This is a genomic window from Marinobacter alkalisoli (genome assembly GCF_045449795.1).
In the GTDB taxonomy this organism is placed as follows: Bacteria; Pseudomonadota; Gammaproteobacteria; order Pseudomonadales; family Oleiphilaceae; genus Marinobacter.
Window position 1 is genome coordinate 126,500 of the sequence record NZ_JBJJLB010000025.1, and the last position, 24,060, is coordinate 150,559.

Sequence of the window (24,060 nt, forward strand, 5' to 3'; positions counted from 1 at the left end):
TATCGAAAACAGGGAGTAAACCATGCTGCGATATCGAGATTTCTTCCCGATGGCGGCGGACACACAGGCCAACGCCGGCCTGGAAAAGAGCATTCCACTGAGTGATGCCCTGCCGTTGGGCATCCTGGTGACGGACCAACATGGCAAATGCCTCTATAGCAATGCGGCCTATCAGAAGCTCTGTGGCTGGCCCGCGGACGAGCTGATCGGATCGCACTGGAGTTCGGTTGTCCACCCGCTGGATCATGACAGGATCCTTCGGCACTGGAACGCGGCGGTGCAGGGGCATAAGGCGTTCCTGTGTGAAGCGCGGTTAAAGCGTGCAAACGGAGAGGTTATCTGGGCCCGCCACAACGCGGCGATGCTGACCGATAATGTGCCCGGCGCTGGCTATGTGCATACGATAGAGGATATCACCATCTATAAAGCCCGTGAGCGGGCGGGGCGGAAGGCCGAGGAACAGCTGTACGAGGAGAAGGAGCGGGCCCAGGTCACCCTCGACTCCATTGGTGACGCGGTGTTGAGCACTGATATTGACGGGCGGGTTTCCTACATGAATCTGGTGGCGGAGACGCTGACGGGCTTCAGCCGCTACGAGGCCATCGGGCGGCCCTTGAGTGACATTTTTCGTGTGGTGGACGCGAGTACCCACAAACCGAAAGCTGATCCGGCCCGGCGCGCCATTCAGTCAGACAGCATTGTGGCACTGGAAGCGAACGCACTGTTGGTGGCCAAAGATGGCGTAGAGCTGGCGATCGAAGACTCGGCGGCGCCTATCCACAACCGCTTCGGTGTCGTTGTCGGAGCTGTGATTGTATTCCATGACGCCCGCTTTTCCCGGGAAACCACCGCCCGCATGGCGTATCTTGCCCAGCATGATGAGCTGACCGGTCTGCACAACCGCAACGCATTCTATGAGCGGTTTGACCAGTCTCTGGCACTGGCGAAGCGGCACTGTAAACAGATGGGCCTGCTGTTTATTGACCTTGATAATTTCAAGGATATCAATGATGTTCTCGGTCATGACAGCGGCGACATTATCCTGGCGGCACTGGCCGGCAAACTGCAGAGTTGTGTAAGGGCGACGGATACTATCTGCCGCTATGGTGGCGATGAGTTTGTAGTGTTGTTAAGCGAGATCGCCCAGCCCGATCACGCCTTTGCCGTGGCCGACAAAATACGCGAAGCGGTTGCTGTTCCCATAGATATCGAAGGGCATGAGGTGGCGCTCAAGCTCAGTATCGGGGTGAGCGTGTATCCCGACAACGGCGAGACCGCCGAGGAGCTCCTGAAACAAGCGGATACTGCCATGTACCAGGTCAAGATACTGAACCGGCGGCCCGTGATCGGGGGGCTGACTCCTGTCCCGGAAAGACAACAATCAACCTAGTGTCCCGCAGTAGGTTAACGAATTAGCCAGGCGGGACACTAGTACTTCAGGTGGTCGGTAGCCAGACGGTCGGTTTCCCGCTTCACCACGGCGTAGCATTCACAGGAAAGCGCTTCGAGGCGCGACCGGTCAAGGACCGCTATGTGGCCGCGATGATACTCGATGACGCCCAGTTTCTGCAGCTTGCCAGCGGCCTCGGTGACGCCTTCCCGGCGGACGCCCAGCATGTTGGCGATCAGCTCCTGGGTCATCGTCAGCTGGTTGTCTGGAAGGCGATCAAGGGATAGCAGCAGCCAGCGACACAGTTGCTGATCGATCGAGTGGTGGCGATTGCATACGGCGGTCTGGGACATCTGGGTGATCAACGCCTGGGTATAGCGCAGCATCAGGACCCGCACGTCGGCGTCGTTGTTGAACTCACCCTTGAGTTCCGACGAGGGCATCCGGTAAGCATAGCCCCGGCTTTGCACGATGGAACGGCTGGGGGTGCTGTCTCCCCCCATGAATACCGCAATACCGGCCATACCCTCGTTACCCACCACCGAGATTTCGGCGGAAGCGCCGCTGAGCATCACGTAAAGCAGTGAAATGATGCAATTGGTCGGGAAATAGACAAAATCGATGGGCTGGCCGGATTCGTAAATCACGTCGCCCAGCTTCATTTCAACCAGTTTGAGCCGAGGAAAAATCCGTTCTTTGGCACTGTCCGGCAAGGCGGCCAGCAGATGATTCTGCTCGGGGACGATTGATGTGTCAGTCATTGTCACCTCCCTGGCAGAGTTGTGGTTGATGAGGGCATGTCCTGTGCTGGTGTTCGGTGACGGGCTGGAGTGTGCACGCCATTAACCACATGAAGCTAACACAAAGTCATCATTCTGGCTGCAACATTATCGTTTAATGATGGTCTCCGCCGTTGAGTCTGGCCACTGGTCGCTTTTTGAGCGTCCGGTTAATGGTGACCGTTTTAACTGCGCTCTCATGTCCAATAGCGGCTATCGCCTGGGCCAGGGTCGCATTGGCAATGGCCTCGTGGTTCTGGGGCAGGGAGTTTACCGCAAGGGGCAGGAAGTCCAGCAGGCGGTCATCGCCGAAGGTGGCCAGGCGCAGGTTGTCCGGCAGTCCCCCGGGTTGTTCGAGCAGCACATCCAGAACCCCCTGAAGCAGGGTGTAGGATGCGGTTACCAGGGCGTCTGGAAGGCCCTGATCCCGGAGAATGCGCTGCATCATTGCGGCACCGGAGGCGCGGTCGTAATGGGGGCCGCTCTCTACGATGGTTGTGACACCGGCGTGATCGGCGGCGGCCAGAAAACCCTCGCGGCGCTCCCGTGTCATGGCAATCCCGGGTACGGCATCCAGCCAGGCGATGGTCGCGGTATCACTGTCCAGCACGGACCGGGTCAATGCTTCCGCTGCGGTCTTGTTGTCGCTGACCACGCAGCGGATCACATCCGGTGACTGGGCCCGGTCCACCGCAATCACCGGCAGGCCGTCCTGCTGTAATCCAGGGTAGAAAGAATCGTCCCGGGCCAGGGCACTGGCGACGATCAGCGCATCGCAGCGCCGCGCCTTGAGGGCCAGGGCCAACGCCTTTTCGGTGTCCGGGTTATCGTCCGAGCCGGCAATCAGCAACTGGTAGCCCTGGGCGCGGGCGCCTTGTTCCAGCAGTTTGGCGAGCCGGGCGTAACTGGTGTTCTCCAGATCCGGCAGGATGAATCCCAGCGTTCGGCTCGCGCCTCCGCGCAGGGCGGCGGCCTGGGTATCTGGCTGGAAGTTATGTTCGCGAGCCACCGCCAGAACCTTGTCGATGGTGTCCGGCTTGATCCGCCGTGCCGCGCCCTGGCCATTGATGACATAGCTGGCGGTGGTTCTTGATACACCGGCCAGGCGGGCTAGTTCGGCGAGTGTCATGAACGGCTACTCCCTCGGTTTGTTTTCGACATCCAGAGATTGCTTGATTTCTGATCATATCTGTTTCATTATCGATTTTAAGCATGCTGACACGATTCAGCAACGAAAATATGATACCGCCGTATCACAACAACAAAGCGAGGCAACGATCATGCTGACGCTGACCGCCAACGACGTTCGACTCGGTGTAACCGCCACTGACTGGCAGGATGCACTGCAGCAGGCTGCCCGGGATCTGGAATCGGCCGGCCGCACTTCTACAGATTACCTGGCCGGCATGATGGCCCGGGAACAGCAGTCTTCTACCGTTCTGGGTAACGGCATTGCCATTCCCCACGGTACCCCTGAAAGTCGTGATGCGGTGCTGGATACCGGTATCCGCATTCTGCAGTTCCCACAAGGCATAAACTGGCACGATGGCGCCCGCGTTCATGTACTGGTGGCTATTGCCGCCCAGTCCGACGAGCACCTGGATATCCTGCGGCATCTGACCCGTGTGCTGGACAAGCCGGGCCTCGCCGACCAGTTGGCGAAGACGGCGGATGCCTCCGAACTGGTGGCACTGCTGTCCCGGGCGCCGGTGGTGTCGAAATGCGATGGTGACACCCTGTGCCTGGGGGTGGAGGCCCGAACAGCCAATGAGCTGGCGTTGATCGCGGCGGCCCGTCTGCAGAGTCTCCAGTGCGTGGGCACGGACTTCCTCAGCGAGATCGTTGGCCAGCCGCCGGTGGCGCTTGGGCAGGGGTTCTGGCTGACCCATCATACCGTCGGTGCCAAACGCCCCACCCTGTCACTGGCCACCCCAAAAAAGCCAACGGCGGAACTCAAGGGGGTGTTCTGTCTCGCCGGTCAGGGGGATGAATGCCATGACCTGCTGGACGGTATCGATAACTTCCTTGCCCGCAATGAGCCCATCGAAGGGTTGGGTGCCGACGCCGTGCTGGCGCGGTTGTCCGGTGAAGCGGCGAATGCGGTTACCGCAAAAGTGACCCTGCTCAATGCCCACGGACTGCATGCCCGACCGGCGAAACAACTGGTGCAGGAAGCCAGGCGTCACAATGCCTGTATTCGGGTGCGATTGCTGGACAGCGATGGTAGCGCGGTGTCCGCCACCAGCCTGACCCGGGTGATCGGTCTGGGTGCGCGCCGTGGTCAGGTACTGTTGCTGTCGGCCACGGGCGAGGACGCTGAACAGGCCATTACGGACCTGTCCCGGGCGATTACCGAAGGGCTGGGAGAAGAGGTTGCACCGTTGCGGTCCAGTGAACAGGACGGGCTGGAGCAATCCCGGGCCGCACCCGATCCGTTGGTGGACGACCAGCCACTGAAGGCCGTTGCGGCCTCCCCCGGTTTGGCCCTGGCGCCGGCGTTCGTCCTGCGCCAGCCCACCCTGGATTACCCCGCCACCGCTGACGACAGTGAGCAACAGATCCAGCGGCTGAGTCGGGCCATTGACGACGCCGACGGCCAGTTGCGTACCCTGATTCGTCACGCCGAAGGTGGCGAGGCGGCGCCGATCCTGTCGGTGCATGTGGAAATGCTGCAGGACGATGACCTCTACCAGGCGGCACTGGAAGCCATCAACGAAGGCGGGTCCGCCGAGGCGGGCTGGTGGAAGGCCATTGATACCGCCGCCAGGGCCCAGGAAGCCCTGGCCGATCGCCTGTTGGCAGAGCGTGCCGCCGACTTGCGGGACGTCGGCCGGCGCGTACTGGCCAATCTCTGCGGTGTGGCCATGCCGACACCGCCAGAAACTCCCTACATACTGGTGGCCGACGACCTTGGGCCTTCCGATGTCGCCCGCCTGGATACCTCCCGGGTTCGCGGTCTGGTGACCGCCCGTGGCGGCGCGACGTCCCACAGCGCCATTCTCGCCCGTGCCCTGGGGTTGCCAGCGGTAGTGGGGGCCGGGGAACAGGTGCTGACCATTGCCGATGGCGCCGACCTGGTGGTGGATGGCGAGCGTGGCTGCCTGGTACCCAATCCCGGTGCGGAGCGTTGCGAGCGCATCCGTCGCCGGTTGGAACAGCTGGAAACCCTGCAGGCACAAGCCCATGAAAATCGTCACCAATCCGCCACCACCCGTGACGGCCACACTCTGGAGGTTTGCGCCAACCTCGGCAATACCGCCCACACGCCGGATGCCGTGGAGCGGGGGGCGGACGGCATAGGGCTGCTGCGCACCGAATTCATCTTCATGGCACACCCGGAGGCACCGGATCTCGACACCCAGGTGCGGGAATACCGCCATGCCTTCGACGCCCTGAACGGTCTGCCCCTGGTGGCCCGTACCCTGGATGTCGGGGGTGACAAACCGCTGGATTACTGGCCCCTGCCCCAGGAAGACAATCCGTTTCTGGGTATGCGCGGCATTCGCCTGTCGCTGACCCGGCCGGAGATTCTTGAAACCCAGGTGCGCGCCCTGTTAACCGCTGCCGGCGACCGTCCATTGCGCATCATGTTTCCAATGGTCAAGGATCTGGACGAGTTCCGCGCCGCCCGGGAGATTGTGTCAAAGGTCCAGGCTGAAGTGCCCGCCAGCGACGTCCAGGTGGGGGTAATGATCGAGATCCCCTCCTGTGCCCTGCTGGCACGAACCCTGGCGCCGGAAGTGGATTTCTTCTCCATTGGCACCAACGACCTGACCCAGTACACCCTGGCCATCGATCGCGGCCACGGTCAGTTGTCCGCCGAGTCCGATGGCCTGCACCCGGCGGTGTTGCGCCTGATCCAGCTGACGGTGGAAGCGGCCCATGCCCACGATCGTTGGGTGGGGGTGTGCGGCGAACTGGCTTCCGATCCCCAGGCGATTCCCGTGCTGGTGGGACTGGACGTGGATGAACTGTCGGTGACCAGCCGCCGGGTGCCGCTGGTCAAGGCCTGCATCCGTGGCCTGACCCTGGACGGCGCCCGTCAGCAGGCGGAACTGGCCCTCGGCAAGGCCAGCGCGGCGGAAGTCCGCGATGCCCTGGAGGCACTGTGATGGCCAGCATTCTCTGCATCACGCTTAATCCCGCCCTGGATCTGACTGCCGACACTTTCACGGTCATTCCGGGCAGTGTGAACCGGGCCGAAAGTACCCGTCTGGATGCCGCCGGTAAGGGTATCAATGTCGCGCGGGTGCTGGCGCGACTGGGCCATTCGGTGACGGTCAGTGGGTTTCTGGGGGAGGCCAATGCCGCGCCCTTTGAACGACTGTTTGCAGACGAGAACCTGCAGGACGAATTCGTCCGGGTGCCCGGCCAGAACCGCATCAATATCAAGATTGCAGAACATGATGGCCGGGTGACGGAGCTGAACGGTCCGGGCTTTGAGGTCACGGGAGAGGCGTTGACGCAGCTAGAGCGTCGACTGGCGTTACTGATCCCCAAAAGTGACGCGGTAGTGATCGGTGGCAGTCTGCCGGGCGATTTTCCCGAATCTTCCCTGGCTGCATTGATTACAGGGAGCAACGATGCGGCAAAGCCGGTATGGCTGGATACCAGTGGTGAAGCGTTGAAAGCCGGTGTGAAGGTTATGCCTACGGCCGTTAAACCCAACATTGATGAGCTCGCGGATTGGGCCGGTTCTTCTCTGGATTCTCTGGCTGCGGTGGCCGACGCCGCGGCCAGGCTGCAGTCAACCGGGATCTCGCAGGTCATCGTCTCTATGGGGCCGGACGGTGTGCTCTGGCTCTGCTCCGGCGGGAGTCTGCGGTCGTTACCCCCGGCGGTGTCCGTGGCCAGCACCGTCGGTGCGGGCGACACCCTGCTGGCGGGGATGGTGCATGGTGACCTCAGTCGCCATGGGGCGGAGCAGGTACTGGCCTTCGCCACGGCTCTGTCCGCGGAATCCGTCCAACATGTCGGTGTTGGCAACCCCGCCGCGCCGGCATTCCAGAAACTGCTTGAACAAACCCGGGTTCAGCCCTGGCCTGGTGAGAACAACAATGGGGAGATGCCGTTATGAATGTGATTCTTGTGACTTCCTGCCCCCAGGGCGTGGCCACCAGTTTTCTGGCGGCCCGGGCCCTGGAGCGGGCCGCCAGCCAACGTGGGTGGCATGTGACCACCGATATCCGTGGCCCCGGAGGGAAGGCGTCGTCGGCCCCGGATGACGCCACTATCCACGATGCGGATCTGGTCATTGCTGCCCTTGGCGCACCGGTGGATCTGACCGCCTACGCTGGCAAGTCCCTGTATCAGTTGACGGTGACCGCCGCCCTGCCGGATCCCGCAGCGGTACTGGATAGTGCAGAACGGGAAGCAACGCCCTGGGATCCGGAGGTGGCGGATGACGTTCCGGAAACCGCTTCACCGGCCTCCACGGGCGGTGGCCGGACGATCGTTGCCGTCACGGCCTGCCCCACCGGCGTCGCCCACACGTTTATGGCGGCTGAAGCCCTGACGGCGGCGGCGCAGGAAGCCGGGCACCACATCCGGGTAGAAACCCAGGGCTCGGTGGGCGCCCAGGACCCCCTGACCGACGAGGAAATCAAGGCAGCGGACGTGGTCATCCTTGCCTGCGATATCGAGGTCGACCCCAGCCGTTTTGCCGGTAAACCGGTGTGGCGTACCTCGACCGGTGCGGCGCTGAAGAAACCGGCGGACACCGTGCGCGCTGCCCTGTCGGATGCCGTTGTCCTGGATACGGACCAGCAGAAGGTGAGCGCCAGTACCGGCAGCGGAGAGAAACGTGGCCCATATAAGCACCTGCTGACCGGGGTGTCGTTCATGCTGCCGATGGTGGTTGCCGGCGGCCTGCTGATTGCCCTGTCCTTTGTGTTCGGTATCGAGGCGTTCCAGGAAGAAGGCACCCTGGCGGCTGCGTTGATGCAGATCGGCGGTGGTACCGCCTTCAAACTGATGATTCCGTTGCTGGCCGGTTACATTGCCTGGTCCATTGCCGACCGCCCCGGGCTGGCGCCGGGCATGATCGGTGGCTTCCTGGCGGGCGAGCTCGGCGCCGGCTTTCTCGGCGGTATCGCCGCCGGTTTCCTGGCGGGTTATGTGGCCCGATTTATCAGCCAGAAACTGCCCATGCCGGAGAGCATTGAGTCTCTCAAGCCGATCCTGATCATTCCGTTACTGGCCAGCCTGGTGACCGGTCTGGGCATGATATACGTGCTGGGCGAGCCCATGGCCGCCATCATGGATGGATTGACCGGTTTTCTGGAGAGCATGGGCACCACCAACGCCATTGTGTTGGGCGGTATCCTCGGCGCGATGATGTGTTTCGATCTGGGCGGACCGGTCAACAAGGCGGCCTATACCTTCGGGGTGGGGCTGTTATCCGAGGGCAGTGGCGGTTCCGCGCCCATGGCCGCCATTATGGCGGCGGGCATGGTGCCGGCCATCGGCATGGGTGTGGCCTCATTTGTGGCACGCCGCAAGTTTGCGGAAGCCGAGCGCCAGGCCGGTAGGGCGTCGTTCGTGCTGGGACTTTGCTTCATTTCCGAGGGCGCCATTCCGTTCATGGCCAAGGATCCGTTGCGGGTGATCCCGGTATGCATGATTGGCGGCGCGATTACGGGTGCCCTGTCGATGCTGTTCACGGTCAAGCTGATGGCGCCCCATGGCGGGTTGTTTGTGTTGGCGATACCCAATGCCGTCAGCGTGGTGTTGCCCTACCTCCTTGCCATCGCAGTCGGTTCGCTGGTGATCGGGTTCGGATACGCGCTGATAAAGACCGGCAAGGCTGAGGTGGTGCCCGGTCCTGCTTGATGGCAGGGGTATCCCACTGCGAATACCCACATAAAAAACATGGTTACAATTGCTGACAGAAATTCCCCGGAAAATCTCTAGAATTCATCGGCATAAAGGACGGAGGTCGTCCCTGTCACTGGTTAAGGGGTAATCCTGGGATGAACAATACGGATCTGGTGTTTCAGAGCTACGGACGTTGCTGCAAGGACGAACAGTTCTTTGTGGATTTCTATGATCACTTTATGGGCAGCTCTGACGCCATTCGCAATCGTTTTGTGAACACCGATATGGCGGCTCAGCGCCATTTGTTGCGCAACGGCATCATGCAGCTGATTCTTGTCGCCCGGGGCATGTCGGATCGCAAGCTCCGGGATCTGGGGGAAAGTCACAGTCGCCATCATTACGACATCAGTCCGGAATGGTACGACTTGTGGCTTGAGGCTCTACTGAGAACCGTGCGGATGCATGATCCCGAGTACACGCCGGAGCTCCGTGAGGCGTGGGAACAGGTTCTCAAACCGGGAATCGAGATTATCCGCGGTGCTTATTGAGGCTCGGATTGCTCTGGCATGAGCCAGGTTTTTTGGAAATCAAATGGCCCCCGGATGAGGGCCACTGCTGTTAGCCGAAGTGGAAAAACGCCAGCTTGTTGCCGTCCGGGTCTTTCACGTAGGCGCCATAGAACTGATTCGGAATGCGCTGGCCCGGCTCACCGTCACAGGTCGCACCCAAATCAATCGCCTTGTGGTAGTGGGCATCCACCGCCTCCTTTGACCCTGGATGAATGGCCACCATGTTGCCATTACCCGGGTGATTCGGTTCACCGTTATACGGTTTGCAAACCGCCAGCATGGGAGAGCCCATGTTCTTGCCGATGAACGCGATGCGTTCCATATCCAGCAGCACTTTCGCACCCAGGTCTCCGAGCAGATCTGTGTAGAACTGCTTGGCCTTGTTCATATCGCTGACGCCAATGGTTACGTATCCGATCATGTTGTTCTCCTCAATTGGCTGGCTGGTGGGTATAGGAATGTTTGATCCATAATCCTGATCATCAACTATACTTGAATGTGAGCTACACAGTTTGGTGGAAATTTGATCATTCTCACTTGGCTGCGTAGAATACGCCAACTCCAATAAGCTAACAGGGTATGATTATGCTGACGTTATCAGTTGCGCTAGGGATTGTCGCACTGGGGGTTTTTGCTTACCTGGCATTGAAATTTGTAGGTGAGTGGCAACTTCGTAACAAGATGATGCGGAAAGCTTGTCGTCTTGAGCGTCAGGGTGTTAAACCTGCTGGATCCTCTCTCTCGCATGGCATGTGCCTGAACAAGCAGAATGCCGTGATTGTACCTGATCAGATGGAATCGCTCGTCTGGTATAAAAGGTTAATGGATTAACTATATTCGATGGAATATCAGTATCTTGGCTGGATACCTTGTATCAGCGGCCACCTTGATTTTGGCCTGATGAAACCGGGGATTTCCGGCGGTTTTACCAACAAGAAAATCAAGGATGACAATACCAACAGAATTAATTTTGGTTATCTGGCGCAGAAGGACCACCATGCCCGCCGGATAATGCTGCAATCCAGAGTTAACTGGCGTGATCGACTTTCAGCCGATGAGTACGACGGTTCATTTCGGGTATTCGTTCTGGCGGAGGCACCCGAAAACACCTGCATGGATAGCCGTCAGCTACGTGGCAGTTTGTATATATATCCGACGGCCGAGCAGGAAGGCAGCAAGCAGGAAAACCATGAGAAACCATGGTTCCACGAAATCCACACGGCCAAAGAGATATACGACCAGAGCAATGGCCAGGCGAATGGATGGGAAAAACCTCGGGAAGCGCTCAACCAATGTTATGAGAACCTTCAGCATGAACTGGATTTCGCTGGCTTTTGGCGTGTTGACTTTAAGGTAACCTGTGGCGGATTGGTGTTCCTGAACACGCCCACGGAGTCCTATAGGGCTTTATCTGATCAAGAAAAGTATCTGATCACTCGCCAAGCCTACTATTACATCAAATACTCGCTACATTCCCATAAACATCACCAGGTTGAACAAGACTCACTCACCACGATTGTCCCGTATAATTCGTCAACAGATGGCAAAAAAGAAGCAGCACTGAAAATGCTGTGCCAACTGAAGCGAGAACTTACCCACATCAAGCGCACACTGACTCAGGAACAAATGCTTTACTCGGATGATGCCCTGGGGATTCTTAGCTATATGGGCTCGTTACTGACCACTCTTCATTTTTCCAGATTGATTGACGCCGAACTGCACCAGCGGGAAGAAAACTATATTGATTCATTGCGTCGCTCATTCCAGACTCAGGAGTCGAGGAGTAAGAATTATCGCGCAATCGAAGATGCAACCAGATCCACATACCGAGTGTACATTGGTTGGGGGCTGGCATTGATTTCGTTGTTTTTTGGCATCGTGGCGCGCCCGTTTTACAAGCCGGTCCTGGAAAGTGAACAGTTTGCTATTCCGTCCTTTATTGACTTGGCCCTATTTGTATTACTTTTTTTATTAGTGGGCGGGCTGCTATACAAGAAGATGTCGGCTTACATGATTGCGTCAAAGCTTGATGAAGCCTCTATCCGGCATTTTGTTCACGCACGATATCAGCAGGGAGCGTGGCAGCTTGTCCGGGCTTTCCTTGAGGATAACAAGGAAGTCATCTTTGTCTTTCTGTTATTGGTTACCGGTGCTGTAGCTGCCTATTTGGTCTGATCATTCTTCGTGGCACCACTTCTTAATGCAGAGACTGTGAAGCAAAGTCCAGAATCTTGCGGTGCTCTGTATAGGCAATCAGTTGTATCCCCTTGCCTTCAAGGCTGTGTCTGGTTTCTTCGAAAGCCTCCTGGCGATGGCCACCCGCCGTTGATACTGCTTGCCAAGGTTTTCCTGATCCAGCTGGCGCTTGATATTCTTCTCCATAAGCCCTTCCTGGTACTCCTTGGTCACGAAGTTTTGGCCAACGTAGTAATCAAAAAACTCATTGAGTGTTTCAGCCGGGTTCTGGCTCAGGATGGCCCTTTGCTCAGAGAATCGCACGATGGTTTCACGGGGCGGATTATTTCTTCAAATATGCCTTTGTGAAAACCGCATTCAAGATTCGAATTGGCCACAGGCCCATGGCATGCCCGCGATGGTTGTTCTAATCCTAATCCTGATTCTTATTCCTGAGAGACTTCGACAGATCCTTTGAGAGGTCGATCAACGCACTTTCAATTTCCGGATACAAGCGTTTTGACGAAATGTATTGGGGGACAACTAGGTTTGCCTTCTCAACTTCCGGTAGATGACGAATCACGTCGAGGTAACGCTCAAGCAGCTCGGGTTTCGTCGTGGGCCGCGTAAGTTCCTTCTTCAGGCGTTCCTCGAAACGATTCAGTTCCTCGTTGTCATCAGTGTCGTTCAGTTCCCAGTGCAGTTGTCGGGCAAGCGCCTTGCGGGACCAACCCACCCTGGCGATCAAAGACTCGATGGCTTCCTGAAGCTCCAGCGTCCTATTAGTCCCCATTTGTCCCCGGCCCCCTATGTATCTTTGAACTGTCCCAGCGGGGACATAAACCAAACACCTATGGAGAAATACCATGAAAAAGGCAAAAACCCCGATGTCGCCGGCCGCTGCTGCACGTATTCAGAGTGCGACCGCAAAACAGCATGGTGGAACCACGCCGAAAGGCTCCTTTGCTGCGAAAGCGCAATCCGTGGCTGCCAAAAATATGGCATCTGGTGGTCAACGTCCACCTAATGGTCCGAGCACCACTGGCAATCGCTCTGGCAAAGGACGAGGAAATAATCGGCCCTCGCGCTAATTAGGGGCCCGCATGCGGGGGCATGTATGCCCCCGCTTTACCAGCAATCCTTTACACTGCTGGATAAAACCTGTCCGATTTCGGACTTTCTCTCTTCAAGCTCATTGTACGGCAGAACTTCCACTGTTTTTCCCACAGCACAAATACAGATCTCTTGTTTCGACTCATGAATTTCACGTGGCAGGGCGCTCAAATCCCCATTTGCACATGCATTCACCATCGCATACTCCAGTTCCATGGGATAGCGCTTGGTGTCCAGGAAATTGCGATCTACAAGACCGTACCCCGTAAAGCCAAAGGTGAACGCTAAAACTGCCGGTAAAGCGCCCTTTGCCCCATACTTATGGCCGGTTATGGGTTTTTCGCATTTTTCGCACTCGATTTCGCGGCGTTGATCCAATTCGTTAACGGCAGAACAGGCAGGACAATTCACCGATACAGTAGTGGAGCGTTCAATTTCCTGGGTCATGATGCAGATTCTTCCGTTTTCCTGACTTTTGTGCGGCGTCCTGCAGGTTTCTGCGCTGCCCGCTCTGCCTTGATCCTCTCCAGCAACGCCTCTGCGCTGTTCTCCCCGCTGATCAGCTCCGGGTTGTCCTTGCGCCATTGCTCGGTGAGTTCGCCCCGGAAGGCTTTGGCCAGGATGGACTGGGTGAGGTTGTTGACGCGGGCCAGGGCGTTGTTTACCTGTTGTTCGATGCGGTCGGCGTGGGCGAAGAGTAGGTCTACTTGGCGGACAATTTCGGTTTGTTCTTCCAGTGATGGCACCGGTATCAAATCTTTTCGAAGATCAGTTAAATGAATGTGTTGAAGACCAGTGCCAACACCAATCATTTGCCCTTGAACCACTGGCGATTGAAACGCGATTTCCAAGTAATCGCTCATTCTTCTATCTGCTGGTTTTACCAGTGCAACGGAAACAAAAATACTGAAGATTTTATCCGTGCGAATCTGTCGAACCACCCCCAGTGTTCCATCCTTAGATATCAGAATATCGCCCTTCTCTGGATTAGTTCTCTTGCAGAACTCCTCATGGTCATTCTCAGAGATGAAGTTTGTTTCCGAAAACGATATACCGTTCCCTTTAGTAAGGTTTTTGACGGTAATGAATGGGACTCCGCTACTGACGTAAGTCGGCTTTTTGTGAACACCATCAGTAACTTTGGTCGCCAGTGCCTCAACTGGTATCCAATTCCATGATTCTGGCAATTCCGATGGCGCATCAGAAGTGTCGATGTTTACGGCTTTAAATTTCGACTTTTTCCCAGTTCTCTGGTTTTCTTCTTGAACAGCTATCTGGCGCAGCGTTTCGAGTTGCTTCAAAAACTCTTCTAATGTGCGATTGGTGGCGCGACCTTCTCGCCACTCCTCCGTCAATAGCCCACTCACCGCCGCAGCCAACACGGACTGGCGGAAGCGTTTGAGGATTTGCGGGATGCGTTCGAGGCGGGCTTTGGTGTTTTCCACCTGGTCCAGCAGGGTGTCGAGTTTGTCGGCGATGACTTTTTGTTCGGCGAGGGGGGGAACGCCAAATCCAAGTTCCTTTAGATACTTGAAATGACGTGAATAACCTTTGTTGGGAATCTCAAGTGACCGGAGCTGGTGATAAGCAAAGCGAGGCAGAAGATATGGCTCGGCTTGTAAAATCTTTGTTCCATCCGCTCCCGGCACAAAACTGAAGTCGACCCACTTCACTGTGCGAGTGTGATCACCAAAGACGATTAGTGGTTCGGTAATTGAGATCAGTTTTTCAGGATCATCGACATACCCGCCAATCTTCTTTTGGCCTTGGTCGATAACAGGGTGCTTGCCGTTAGGTTTACAGTCTTTTGTTTTGACCTTTTTGCCCGTCGTGGATACCTGGGCGAATCCATCTGCGGCTATTATTTTCGCCCATTCTGAGGGTTGGGAGCTCATCTACTTCACCTCCCCGATCACTTCCAGCAAAAGCACCCCCGCCCCATCAGCCTCTTTCTCAGCCCCCAACTCCCGCATCAACGCGTCCAGCTCTTCCAACGCCTGCACTAGCTCCCCCATCGCTTCACCCGCCAGCACACTCGGCTCCGGCAGGTTGGCGGCATCCACACTGTCGCAGTCCTTCAGCCAGGAAATATCCAGCGAGTCGCCCTTGTGTTCGGCAATCCACTGGCGGCTGAAGCTGCGCCAGCGGCTGTGGGCCAGGCGGGGGTCGACGCCTTCGTTTTCGTCGCTGTGTTCAGGGAGTTCGATGGCTTCGGAGTGGAAGCTGTATTCGCCTTCTGTTCGGTTGGTTGGATGGGCGGCTGGGGCGTCCTCCCCCTCTCTCCGGCCCTCTCCCGCGAGGGGAGAGGGAGCAAACACGGTTTCGAAGGGTTTTAGGTGCCGTTCGCCAAACGGTGTGCGTTTGCCGAAGCTGGGCATGTTGGTGCGCAGGTCGTAGACCCAGACGTTTTCGGTGCAGTTTTCTTCCTGGAACTTATCCGTGGCGCTGCCTTTGGTGAAGAACAGCACGTTGGTTTTCACGCCCTGGGCGTAAAAGATGCCGGTGGGCAGGCGCAGGATGGTGTGCAGGTTGCACTTGTGCATCAGGTCCCGGCGTACGTCGGTGCCTACACCGGCTTCGAACAGTACGTTGTCCGGCAGAACCACGGCGGCGCGGCCACCGGGTTTGAGGTTGCGGTAGATGTGCTGCAGGAAGGCCAGCTGTTTGTTGCTGGTCTTAAACGTGAGGTCGTCCCGGGTGATGCTGGCATCGCCGCCCTTGCTGGTGCCGAAGGGCGGGTTGGCGAGGATCACATCGGCCTTTTCCAGGGTGGCGCCGGTCTGGCCCAGGGCGTTGCCCAGGTGCACCACGCCTTCGGCATCCCCTTCCATGCCATGCAGCAGGCAGTTCATCAGGGCCAGGCGGCGGGTGCCGGGTACCAGCTCGATGCCGATGTAGGCTTTCGTGGTCTGGAAGGTTTTCTCTTGATCCTTCAGTTCGTACAGCTCGTCGGTCTGGCTTTTGATGTATTCGTGGGCGGCAATCAGGAAGCCCGCGGTGCCCGCCGCTGGGTCCTGGATATGTTCACCGGGTTGCGGTTTCAGGCAGCGCACCATGGTGTTGATCAGGGCGCGGGGGGTGAAGTACTGGCCGGCGCCGGATTTGGTTTCGTTGGCGTTCTTCTCCAGCAGGCCTTCGTACAGGTCGCCCAGGCCGTCTTTCTGGGCGCTGAACCAGTCGATCTGGTCCAGGGTCTTGATCATCTGCTCCAGGTGGCGTGGTTCGCGCAGGCGGGTCTGGGCATCGGCGTAAATGGCGCTGATCAGCGGGTCGTCGTGCACCCGATTGCCTTCGCCGTCCTTGCCGGTGGACAGGCTGAGCAGGATACGTTTGTAGTCGTTCAGCAGGTTGATGCCGGACTTACCGTTAATGTCCGTCCAACGGCAGCCCTCGGGCAGCGGGTGCTTTTTCAGGGTGCCGGCTTCGGTGTTCTCATGGACCATTTTGATGAACAGAAGTAGCACCAGTTCGGTCACGTAGTCCGAGTAGTTGATGCCGTCGTCCCGCAGAACGTCGCAGAGGTTCCAGAGTTTCTGGACGATGTCGTTGTTGGTCATGTGTACTCTCAGTGTTGCTGAATTCAGTGGTAAGGCTGCAGCTCATTGCTATCGCTGGTCATCAGGCGTAGCAAGCGTGGGTTGAGAAAGAGCTTTTCGTTGCCTGCTGTTTTCTCCTGCAGTACACCGATTTCAACCAGCTGCTTCAGATAATTGGACGCTGTTTGTCGTTTAGCGATGTCTTTCTCTACCAGGTTGGTGATGCGGCAATAAGGCTGTTCGAAAATAGTCTGAACCAGTTCGTGGCTGTATATCTTGGGCAGCGCTTGTCTTACATGGTCTTCTGTTTCGGTAATCAGCTTCCGCATAGCGGCTATCTTGGAGCAGGTCCAGGACGATACCTGCTCTACGCCGTTAAGCATAAAGATAATCCACTCCTGCCACTCACCGGTGCGGGTAACCTGGGTCAGCAGGCGGTAGTAATCATTTTTGTGCTGAACAATGTAACGGCTCAGGTAAAGGATGGGCAACGTAAGTAGTTGTTGCTCGATCAGGTACAGCACATTGACGATACGGCCGGTTCGTCCGTTGCCGTCGTGGAACGGGTGGATGGCTTCAAACTGGTAATGGCTGATGGCCATTTTGATCAGTGGGTCCGTGTCATCGTCCGAATGCAGATAGCCTTCCCAGTTGGTGAGCAGGTTGCGAATAACCGTCTCGCCAACGGGAGGGGTGTAGATGGTTTCTCCGGTCGCCTGATTACCAATAATGGTCCCGGGCATTTTGCGGACATCCATATCCACGCCCTTCAGGGTGCTGCACACTTCAATAGCGGTACTGGCGCACAGTGGTTTTTGCTGAAGATGTACGAAGCCCTCGTGCAGGGCTGTCCGGTATCGGAGCGCTTCTTTGGTAGCCGGGTCGGCCCCTTGATCTTCCTGCGAATATTGAAACAGCTTGTCGGCGGTGGTAACGATGTTCTCGATCTCAGAACTGTCTTTGGCTTCCAGCAGTGGTAGCAGGTTTATAAGCAGCGATTGATTCGGAATCAGTTCCCCGGCCTGTTTAAGTTCAGCGAGAGCGGCCCGGGCGGGAATGCAGGCTTTGAGGATAGCGAGAGTCTCCGTCCCTTCTTTGGCAGGCGGAAGAGGAGGTAACTGGTTGTAAGGCTGATCCGGTCGCCAGGTCATGTTTAAATTCCCTTAAAATTTCGACATAGAAGTGTGTTTTGGGCAGTCTATGTTTATGCGGTAAACATAGCAATGATCTATGTCGAAAATCTCAAAGAAAATCGACATAGGTTAAGTGGGTGTCGATATGATAAACATAGTTTGCCTCAGGCGTTCTTTTTAGTTTGTGGGTTTTGTCGTGGTGATGTGGCGGCTATGGCTAATAAAGCCGACTTGAAATCCTTGGAAGTGTATGAGGAAGCTACGGGAAATGCCCTATATTGGCAGCCTGGCATGAAATCTCTGAAAAAGGCGAAATAATGTTTTCATTCTCTTGGGTAATTGGTTGTGGTGACAATGCGCGAGGCGGAAACTCAGATGATGTACAGTGCGGAAATGTCCTGGAAACAGTGGATTTAATTCTAGAGAATTCTGGTTCCGTGACATTAGATATCGACGATAGCGGTGAAATAGGGCCGGAGAGTTTGCAGATCGAAAGTGAGGATGGAAGGTCAGTTATTTCATTAGGGGAAAATACCGTTGATGATTACGTTGTGCGCACGTTTACAAATAAATCCGCTCATGGGGGAAAAGTTTCCATTCTTGGGAATGAGTGGGATTCTAGTCTGGTTTGCGAGGATCCGGACATAGTGAAGTCTATCGTCGAGGAGTTTCTTTCAACAGGGGATGTGAGCATAAGTTTGCTGAGCTGAGTTCGTGAATTCACATTTTATGAAGAACTACCCTGCTATACGAAACTTGCTGATATCTATTTTTTCAGTGGATGTAGGTTTGGAAGAATGTGATGAAATAGCAGCCTTAGAGCGAGTGCTGTGTGATCCGGCTCAGCGAGCGGACATTAAAGAAGAACTAAGACAGCTTTTCCAGGATGATTCCACTTCGTGGATTGAGTTATTAGAGAATGATGACTACGTGGTGTACCCAGCAGATAGTGATGCTGACGCAAAGGAGTACGTGATCGAGCACCCCTGGAATATTGTTTTTCCCGGCGCAACAGCTCCATAGATTTCGACTGAGGATTCGCGCCGAGGCATCGTTAATGAGATAAATCCAGAGCACTCAACGCCAGAGAGTATTGTCGAAATTGTTGAGCAATGGGGGGCTCGGAACGGGTTGCCTGGCTTTAAACCTGCGAAGTGATGTTGGCGATTATGTCGGCTACGCACTCCGCTCTGGCCACATCGCCTCGTTCAACTCCTCCAGCACTGTATCCAACTGCTCCCCCAGCACCTTATTCATCTGCTTCGCCCCGCCGTCATCGGCAAAGCGGTGGTTCACAAATTCCCGGTCGATGATCACTTCATGCACCAGTTGCTTGGCCAGGCGCTCCAGCCATTTGCGCTGGTTCGGGGTCCAGTTGTGTTGGGTGTAGATGCGGTCCATGGCTTCAGCTACGCGCTGTTCGAACGATATTAATGGTTCGCCCAGGGCGGCGCGGCGAATATAGCCGATGATGCTGGCGGCGATATCCTTGTTGGTCTGGTTGCGCACGGCGCTTTGCAGGCGGGCTTCGGAGTAGCCGTGGTTGTCCAGCAGCAGCTTTACTTCCCGTAGCTGTTCCCGGGTGAGGTCCCGGGGTTTGTTCACTACAACGGCCAGGGCGGCGGACTGGTTGAGCTGCTGTTTTATGAACTCGTTAAAGCTGTCCAGGTAGTCTTCCGGCTTGTCGTGTACGCCATAGCTTTGAGTGCGCTCGCGGATTTCGTCCTCGTGGTCGGAGATCAGCGGCATGTAATCGCTGCCTACCAGGGACTTCACCTCTGCCAGCTGGTTCAGCAGTCCGCTGTGCTGTTTGATGAACTCCGAAGCTTGCCGGGGGCCGAGTTGATGCAGGTGTTGGTGCAGGGATTTGGGTTCCACGCCCCAGCTCTGGTGCAGTTCATCCAGCTTTTGTTTCAGTTCCGGTCGGTTTTCCGCTTTGTTGTCAGCCTTGCGCAGCACCCGCATGAGTTTCTGGCTGAGCTGGCTGAGTACCACATCCGCCTGGCTCTCATCAGGCTGTTCACCGGAGCTGTTTAGAGCCTTTTCCAGTTGCTCGTCATCGGTGAGCTCGTCCACCAGTTGTTCCAGGGTGATGTTGGGGTCTTTCACCAGGGGCTTCATGGTGTTCACATCCTGCAGGGCGGCGTAGATGTCGACCGGGTCGTAGATGCGGAACACGGTTTTGCCGATCTCATCGCAGCGGCGAGTGGCGCGGCCGATCATCTGTTCGTAGAGGATGCGTGAGCGTACCCGGCGCATGAACACCAGGTTGCAGATTCTGGGCACGTCGATCCCTGTGGTGAGCAGGTCCACGGTAATGGCGATGTTGGGGTAGCGTTCGTTCTTGTAGCGGCGGATGAGCTGGTCCACTTTATCGCTCTGGCCGGTGATCTTGGCCACGGCGGCTTCGTTGTACTGGCCGTTATAGAGATCCTTGAAGGCATCGTCCAGCAGGCGTTTGACCATATCGGCGTGCAGGTCGGTGGCGCAGAAGATCATGGTTTTTTCATCACCGAATGGGTCCAGTTCCTGCACCAGTTGTTCGCAGATCACCCGGTTGAAGTTTTCGTTGATCACTCGGCGGTTGAAAGTATCCACTTCGAAGTTGAGTTCGTCTTCCAGTTCGGTGGTGTCCACTTCCCCGGTCTGGGTGTTGATGACTTCTACCGGTTTACCTTTTTCAAACGTAATACCGTTCTGGGTGAGCAGAGTTTCGTAGCGGATGGGCGGTTCGTGGTCGATCAGCCAGTCGTCTGCCACCGCTTCCCGATAGGAGTAGGTGTAAACGGGTTTGCCGAAAATCTCGCTGGTGTGCTTGGCCGGGGTGGCGGTGAGGCCGATCTTCACCGCATCGAAATAGTCCAGCACGCGGCGGTAGCTGGACAGGTACTGGCTGGTGTCCCGCAGGGCCAGTTCGCCTTCGGTCATCTCCTGGTCCAGAGTGTAGCCCCGGTGGGCCTCGTCGATGATGATGCAGTCAAACTGGTCGATGGGCGGCGGGTTGTCGCTCATGAAGATGCGTTTGACCATGGCCTGCACGGTGGCCACCTGAATGCGGGTTTCCGCTTCGGCGGCCATGTCGCCCAGCTCGGCAAGGTTGTAGATCTTGCTGAGGGTGTGGTTCTGTTCAAGCGGCGCTTCGTTGAAGGCATCGATGGCCTGCTGGCCCAGTGAGGTACGGTCTACCAGAAACAGGATACGGTGGAAGCGCTCTGCCTTCAGGAAGTGGTACATCAGCCCGATGATCGTACGGGTTTTGCCGGTACCGGTGGCCATAGCCAGCAGCGCGATTCGCACGCCACGAGCCAGGGCGTGTTCGGTGGCGACAATGGCGTTCTGTTGATAATCCCGCAGTTTCAGGTAGCCGAATGGCTCGTCTTTTAACAGTTTCTCGGCGTTTTCCTTGTCCCGTTCCAGCAGATCCAGCAGGCCGCCCGGGGTGTGGAATTGCGGTAATGCCCTGCGCAGGTTGCTGGGCTCCCGCACATCCCGGAACCAGGTGCCCGACTGTTCCGCCAATTGCGGTATGTAGGGGCGACCGTTGCAGGAATACACGAAGGGCACGTGGTAGTGGCCGCTTTCATCGGCGGGCCAGGCAATGGTGCGGCCCATTAATTCCCAGGCACCGACTAAGGGTGCGTCTAACTTGAAGCCTTTGCTGTAACGTTCGGCCTGGCGGATTTTACCGGCGACGTTGGTGTTTTCTTTCTTGGCTTCTACCACCGCGATGGGTGTCAGCCCCACAAACAGTACGTAATCGGCTCGGCCCTTCTCGCTGTTGTGGTGGGTGGGCCATTCGGCGATGGCGCGGTAGTGGCCTTTTTCCGGGCGAGCGCCTTTCTGAAAGGTGATGTCTTGACTGTCGGCTTCCCAGCCCGCTTCCTGCAAGTGCTGGTCAATAAGGATGCGGGTGAGTTCTTCGTTCAGTGCCAGGGTATCAGTGGCTGCTTTGGTCTGTTTGGCCACCTTCTGGCGCTGCTGGTTAACAGTTTGTTCGCCCTGCTCCGTGAGCTGCTGTTGCAGCGCTTTGATTTTTTGCTCGTAGGCTTTTTGCTGCTGGATTAGTGCCTGTTCGTGGTGGCGGGCCTGTTCTGCCAAAGCACGGGACTCTTCGTCCATGGCCAGGGCCAGCGCTTCGTATTCGGCTTTTTCTTTCTCGATCAGATGGCTGAGCTGCTGGCTGCTGTCCAGCTCCATACTGGCGTGTTGCAGTTCGTGCCGTAGCTTTTCGATGTCGCTCTGAAGCTGTCGCAACTGTTCGCTGGGGTCTGCTGGCGGTACAAAGGGGCCGGGCTTGAAGCTGGCACCGGCTTTACCAAAGGAGCGGTGAAACCAGATAGCCAGGGCTCGCGCCACTTTAAGACCATCCATCGCTTCTTTATGTTGGGTGCGGAACTGGTGAGTGGCCTTGTTTCCCTCGATGCGCAGGATATGGAACAGCTCTTTGATTTGCGGTTCCAGCCGCAATTCACGGTTCAGGCGGTACAGAAGTTCGGACTGGCTGGTTTGCTCGTCAAACTCGATGCCGGAAAGTGCGGCCAGGTGCTGGGCCAGGGCTTCGCCAAGCTGACGGAGTTTGATCAGGGTGGTGTTGGGGTCACTGGCGAAGGCACGTTCGGCGGATTCGGCCAGTTCCACGAATAGGGAATCGTGCTCTGACAAAAACGAAAAGTTGCCGGACTTGAATTCCGTTGCCTTGTTCAATGTATCCCTCCGCGACAGTCTTACGCGAGAACATTAGCAGACTTATCAAGGATACAGAAACGGGATTCCGGAAAGGAGGCGCTTGAAAATCGGGGAAAATACGACAGTAGAGAGCGGGAAAGTGGTCGGCGTGGCAGGATTCGAACCTGCGACCCCTTCGTCCCGAACGAAGTGCGCTACCAAGCTGCGCCACACGCCGATCAACGGCCGGTATTATACGGATTCGCTCTGGTTTTACCAGCCCCACCGTGGGTCAGGTGCAAAAAATCCAGCCGGAATTTATGCGTCGCGGCATGGGAAATTACCGGTAAAGGGTGTATAAAACTCCCTCCAAGCGTGGTGTGTCCGGTTAGTGTGTCGCACCCTTCCTGCTAACGACCAATCAGGGTTCTGCTTGTTGTGAATATCCTGCCAATTGTTCAGATTCTGGGCTTCCTTCTGATCCTGCTCAGCTTTCTGATGACGTTACCTGTAAACCTGCTGATGTTTGGTGAGACGCCGGACTGGCTGGCGTTTGTAAAGTCCGCCGTCGTTTGCTTTGCGATTGGCCTGACTGCCTTGTTGCTCGCGGGACGGGAAAAACACGCGCTCCGACAGCGCCAGATGTTCATGTTGACGGTATCCGCCTGGGTCATTATTCCGCTGTTCTCCAGTTTGCCGCTGTTGTTGAGCGACATGAAGCTGACAGTGACCGATGCCTTTTTTGAGAGTATCTCCGGGGTGACCACAACAGGCTCAACGGTTTTAAGCGGGCTGGACCATCTGCCCGATGATATCCTGTTGTGGCGTTCGATCATGCAGTGGATGGGGGGTATCGGTATTATCGGAATGGCAGTCGCCATCCTGCCATTCCTGAGAATTGGTGGCATGCGGCTGTTTGCCACGGAATCTTCCGAGTGGAGTGAAAAAGTGGTCCCCCGCACCAACAGCCTGGCCCGGAGCCTGGTGGTTATATACCTGGGGCTGACTTTCAGCTGTATCCTCACCTACTGGCTGCTTGGCATGGATCTGTTCGGCGCACTGAACCATGCCCTGACCACCGTCTCCACTGGCGGATATTCAACATCTGACAATTCCATGGGCCAGTTCGATTCGCCCTCTATCCTGCTTGCGTCCACCCTGTTCATGGCCACCGGGGCGATGCCATTTTTCCTCTTTGTCCGGTTTATCCACGGCCAGCGTCAACCTCTTCTCAGGGATCAGCAGGTGCGCTTTTTCCTCGGATTGTTAGTGGTGATTGCATTGATGTTAACGATTTACCGGGTTCTGAACGAGTCCGTCAATCCCCTCGATGCGTTCGTCCACGCTTTGTTCAACGTCACCTCCGTGGTGACAACCACCGGATACGCCTCGGCAGACTATTCTCTCTGGGGGCCGTTCGCAGTGGTGGTTTTCCTGTTTATTACCTTTGTGGGCGGGTGTTCGGGATCGACTTCCGGAGGGATGAAAATTTTCCGTTTTCAGCTATCCATGCTGCTACTTCGTGAACAGGTTCGGCGCCTGCTCCATCCCCGTGCGGTATTTGCCCGGCATTACAATGGCAGGGTCATTGGTGACGACATCGTCGCGTCCAGTGTGGCATTTTCCTTCATTTTTCTCGCGACCCTGGCCGTGGTTACCGCTATTCTCGGGGCCCTCGGTCTGGACCTGATCACCAGCCTTTCCGGCGCCGCCACGGCGCTGACCAATGTCGGGCCCGGTCTTGGCGATATCATCGGGCCGGCGGGCAATTTTCAGCCCCTGCCTGACACCGCCAAATGGGTGCTGATGGTTGCCATGGTGTTGGGGCGGCTGGAGCTGTTGAGCGTTTTTGTCATGCTCTCACCGGATTTCTGGCGAAGCTGA

22 protein-coding genes and 1 tRNA gene are annotated in these 24,060 nt (G+C 56.7%); 12 read left to right on the plus strand and 11 right to left on the minus strand.

The window, feature by feature from the left end:
* Positions 1–22 precede the first annotated feature (22 nt).
* On the plus strand, positions 23–1,390 hold the full coding sequence (locus tag ACJO3M_RS12320; protein ID WP_407001652.1) for a diguanylate cyclase domain-containing protein: 1,368 nt from the start codon (positions 23–25) through the stop codon (positions 1,388–1,390).
* A gap of 38 nt (positions 1,391–1,428) precedes the next feature.
* On the opposite strand, the gene ACJO3M_RS12325 is transcribed toward ACJO3M_RS12320, so the two are convergent.
* Together ACJO3M_RS12325 and cra are read right to left on the minus strand one after the other, a co-directional pair.
* A complete protein-coding gene (locus ACJO3M_RS12325; protein WP_407001653.1) occupies positions 1,429–2,151 on the minus strand; it encodes a Crp/Fnr family transcriptional regulator in 723 nt (240 codons plus the stop codon).
* Between the two features lie 133 nt (positions 2,152–2,284).
* Positions 2,285–3,298 (minus strand): catabolite repressor/activator, encoded by a 1,014-nt coding sequence (cra, locus tag ACJO3M_RS12330; RefSeq protein WP_407001654.1) that lies wholly within the window; start codon positions 3,296–3,298, stop codon positions 2,285–2,287.
* Positions 3,299–3,449: 151 nt separating this feature from the next.
* On the opposite strand from cra, the gene ptsP reads away from it, so the two are divergent.
* The 4 genes from ptsP (at position 3,450) to ACJO3M_RS12350 (ending at position 9,533) form a co-directional block, all read left to right on the plus strand.
* Positions 3,450–6,281 (plus strand): phosphoenolpyruvate--protein phosphotransferase, encoded by a 2,832-nt coding sequence (ptsP, locus tag ACJO3M_RS12335; RefSeq protein WP_407001655.1) that lies wholly within the window; start codon positions 3,450–3,452, stop codon positions 6,279–6,281.
* Positions 6,281–7,246 (plus strand): 1-phosphofructokinase, encoded by a 966-nt coding sequence (gene pfkB / locus ACJO3M_RS12340; protein WP_407001656.1) that lies wholly within the window; start codon positions 6,281–6,283, stop codon positions 7,244–7,246. The genes ptsP and pfkB overlap by 1 nt, the downstream gene beginning before the upstream one ends.
* A complete protein-coding gene (locus tag ACJO3M_RS12345; protein ID WP_407001657.1) occupies positions 7,243–9,000 on the plus strand; it encodes a PTS fructose-like transporter subunit IIB in 1,758 nt (585 codons plus the stop codon). The genes pfkB and ACJO3M_RS12345 overlap by 4 nt, the downstream gene beginning before the upstream one ends.
* Positions 9,001–9,140: 140 nt before the next feature.
* A complete protein-coding gene (locus ACJO3M_RS12350; RefSeq protein ID WP_407001658.1) occupies positions 9,141–9,533 on the plus strand; it encodes a globin in 393 nt (130 codons plus the stop codon).
* A gap of 70 nt (positions 9,534–9,603) precedes the next feature.
* Here the strand turns inward: ACJO3M_RS12350 and ACJO3M_RS12355 are convergent, their stop codons facing one another.
* Positions 9,604–9,975: a VOC family protein gene (locus tag ACJO3M_RS12355; protein WP_407001659.1), complete on the minus strand. Its 372-nt coding sequence runs from the start codon at positions 9,973–9,975 to the stop codon at positions 9,604–9,606.
* A 164-nt stretch (positions 9,976–10,139) separates the two neighbouring features.
* Between ACJO3M_RS12355 and ACJO3M_RS12360 the strand changes: the two genes are divergently transcribed.
* Both ACJO3M_RS12360 and ACJO3M_RS12365 read left to right on the plus strand, forming a co-directional pair.
* Positions 10,140–10,385 (plus strand): hypothetical protein, encoded by a 246-nt coding sequence (locus tag ACJO3M_RS12360; RefSeq protein WP_407001660.1) that lies wholly within the window; start codon positions 10,140–10,142, stop codon positions 10,383–10,385.
* 9 nt (positions 10,386–10,394) lie between these two features.
* Positions 10,395–11,729 (plus strand): hypothetical protein, encoded by a 1,335-nt coding sequence (locus tag ACJO3M_RS12365; RefSeq protein ID WP_407001661.1) that lies wholly within the window; start codon positions 10,395–10,397, stop codon positions 11,727–11,729.
* A 78-nt stretch (positions 11,730–11,807) separates the two neighbouring features.
* Here the strand turns inward: ACJO3M_RS12365 and ACJO3M_RS12370 are convergent, their stop codons facing one another.
* A complete protein-coding gene (locus ACJO3M_RS12370) occupies positions 11,808–12,053 on the minus strand; it encodes a hypothetical protein (protein ID WP_407001662.1) in 246 nt (81 codons plus the stop codon).
* A gap of 109 nt (positions 12,054–12,162) precedes the next feature.
* Positions 12,163–12,522 (minus strand): hypothetical protein, encoded by a 360-nt coding sequence (locus ACJO3M_RS12375; protein WP_407001663.1) that lies wholly within the window; start codon positions 12,520–12,522, stop codon positions 12,163–12,165.
* A 73-nt stretch (positions 12,523–12,595) separates the two neighbouring features.
* Between ACJO3M_RS12375 and ACJO3M_RS12380 the strand changes: the two genes are divergently transcribed.
* Positions 12,596–12,820, plus strand: coding sequence for a hypothetical protein (locus ACJO3M_RS12380; RefSeq protein ID WP_407001664.1), 225 nt, complete (start codon positions 12,596–12,598; stop codon positions 12,818–12,820).
* Between the two features lie 37 nt (positions 12,821–12,857).
* On the opposite strand, the gene ACJO3M_RS12385 is transcribed toward ACJO3M_RS12380, so the two are convergent.
* The 4 genes from ACJO3M_RS12385 to fic are packed head-to-tail and all read right to left on the minus strand — an operon-like array spanning position 12,858 to position 17,529.
* The gene (locus tag ACJO3M_RS12385; protein WP_407001665.1) at positions 12,858–13,289 is read right to left on the minus strand and encodes a hypothetical protein; all 432 of its coding nucleotides are present in this window, start codon (positions 13,287–13,289) and stop codon (positions 12,858–12,860) included.
* Positions 13,286–14,737 carry a restriction endonuclease subunit S gene (locus ACJO3M_RS12390; protein ID WP_407001666.1) on the minus strand — a complete coding sequence of 484 codons (1,452 nt, stop codon included), beginning with the start codon at positions 14,735–14,737 and terminating at the stop codon, positions 13,286–13,288. The genes ACJO3M_RS12385 and ACJO3M_RS12390 overlap by 4 nt, the downstream gene beginning before the upstream one ends.
* Positions 14,738–16,399, minus strand: a complete 1,662-nt coding sequence (locus ACJO3M_RS12395; RefSeq protein ID WP_407001667.1) for a class I SAM-dependent DNA methyltransferase — start codon at positions 16,397–16,399, stop codon at positions 14,738–14,740. It lies immediately after the preceding gene.
* Positions 16,400–16,422: 23 nt separating this feature from the next.
* Entirely contained in the window at positions 16,423–17,529 is a 1,107-nt protein-coding gene (fic, locus tag ACJO3M_RS12400) for a protein adenylyltransferase Fic (protein WP_407001668.1), read from the minus strand.
* Between the two features lie 195 nt (positions 17,530–17,724).
* Here fic and ACJO3M_RS19265 point away from each other — a divergent pair, with 195 nt between their 5' ends.
* Genes ACJO3M_RS19265 through ACJO3M_RS12410 form a run of 3 tightly spaced genes read left to right on the plus strand, consistent with a single transcriptional unit; the run spans position 17,725 to position 18,534 of the window.
* Positions 17,725–17,829 carry a cytidine deaminase-like fold-containing protein gene (locus ACJO3M_RS19265; RefSeq protein WP_504362679.1) on the plus strand — a complete coding sequence of 35 codons (105 nt, stop codon included), beginning with the start codon at positions 17,725–17,727 and terminating at the stop codon, positions 17,827–17,829.
* Entirely contained in the window at positions 17,790–18,221 is a 432-nt protein-coding gene (locus ACJO3M_RS12405; protein ID WP_407001669.1) for a DUF6911 family protein, read from the plus strand. The genes ACJO3M_RS19265 and ACJO3M_RS12405 overlap by 40 nt, the downstream gene beginning before the upstream one ends.
* A gap of 19 nt (positions 18,222–18,240) precedes the next feature.
* Positions 18,241–18,534: a hypothetical protein gene (locus ACJO3M_RS12410; RefSeq protein WP_407001670.1), complete on the plus strand. Its 294-nt coding sequence runs from the start codon at positions 18,241–18,243 to the stop codon at positions 18,532–18,534.
* A 153-nt stretch (positions 18,535–18,687) separates the two neighbouring features.
* Here the strand turns inward: ACJO3M_RS12410 and hsdR are convergent, their stop codons facing one another.
* Both hsdR and ACJO3M_RS12425 read right to left on the minus strand, forming a co-directional pair.
* Positions 18,688–22,215, minus strand: a complete 3,528-nt coding sequence (gene hsdR / locus ACJO3M_RS12420; protein WP_407001671.1) for a type I restriction-modification system endonuclease — start codon at positions 22,213–22,215, stop codon at positions 18,688–18,690.
* A gap of 122 nt (positions 22,216–22,337) precedes the next feature.
* Positions 22,338–22,414 (minus strand) — tRNA-Pro (locus tag ACJO3M_RS12425).
* A gap of 200 nt (positions 22,415–22,614) precedes the next feature.
* Between ACJO3M_RS12425 and ACJO3M_RS12430 the strand changes: the two genes are divergently transcribed.
* Positions 22,615–24,060 carry a TrkH family potassium uptake protein gene (locus tag ACJO3M_RS12430; protein WP_407001672.1) on the plus strand — a complete coding sequence of 482 codons (1,446 nt, stop codon included), beginning with the start codon at positions 22,615–22,617 and terminating at the stop codon, positions 24,058–24,060.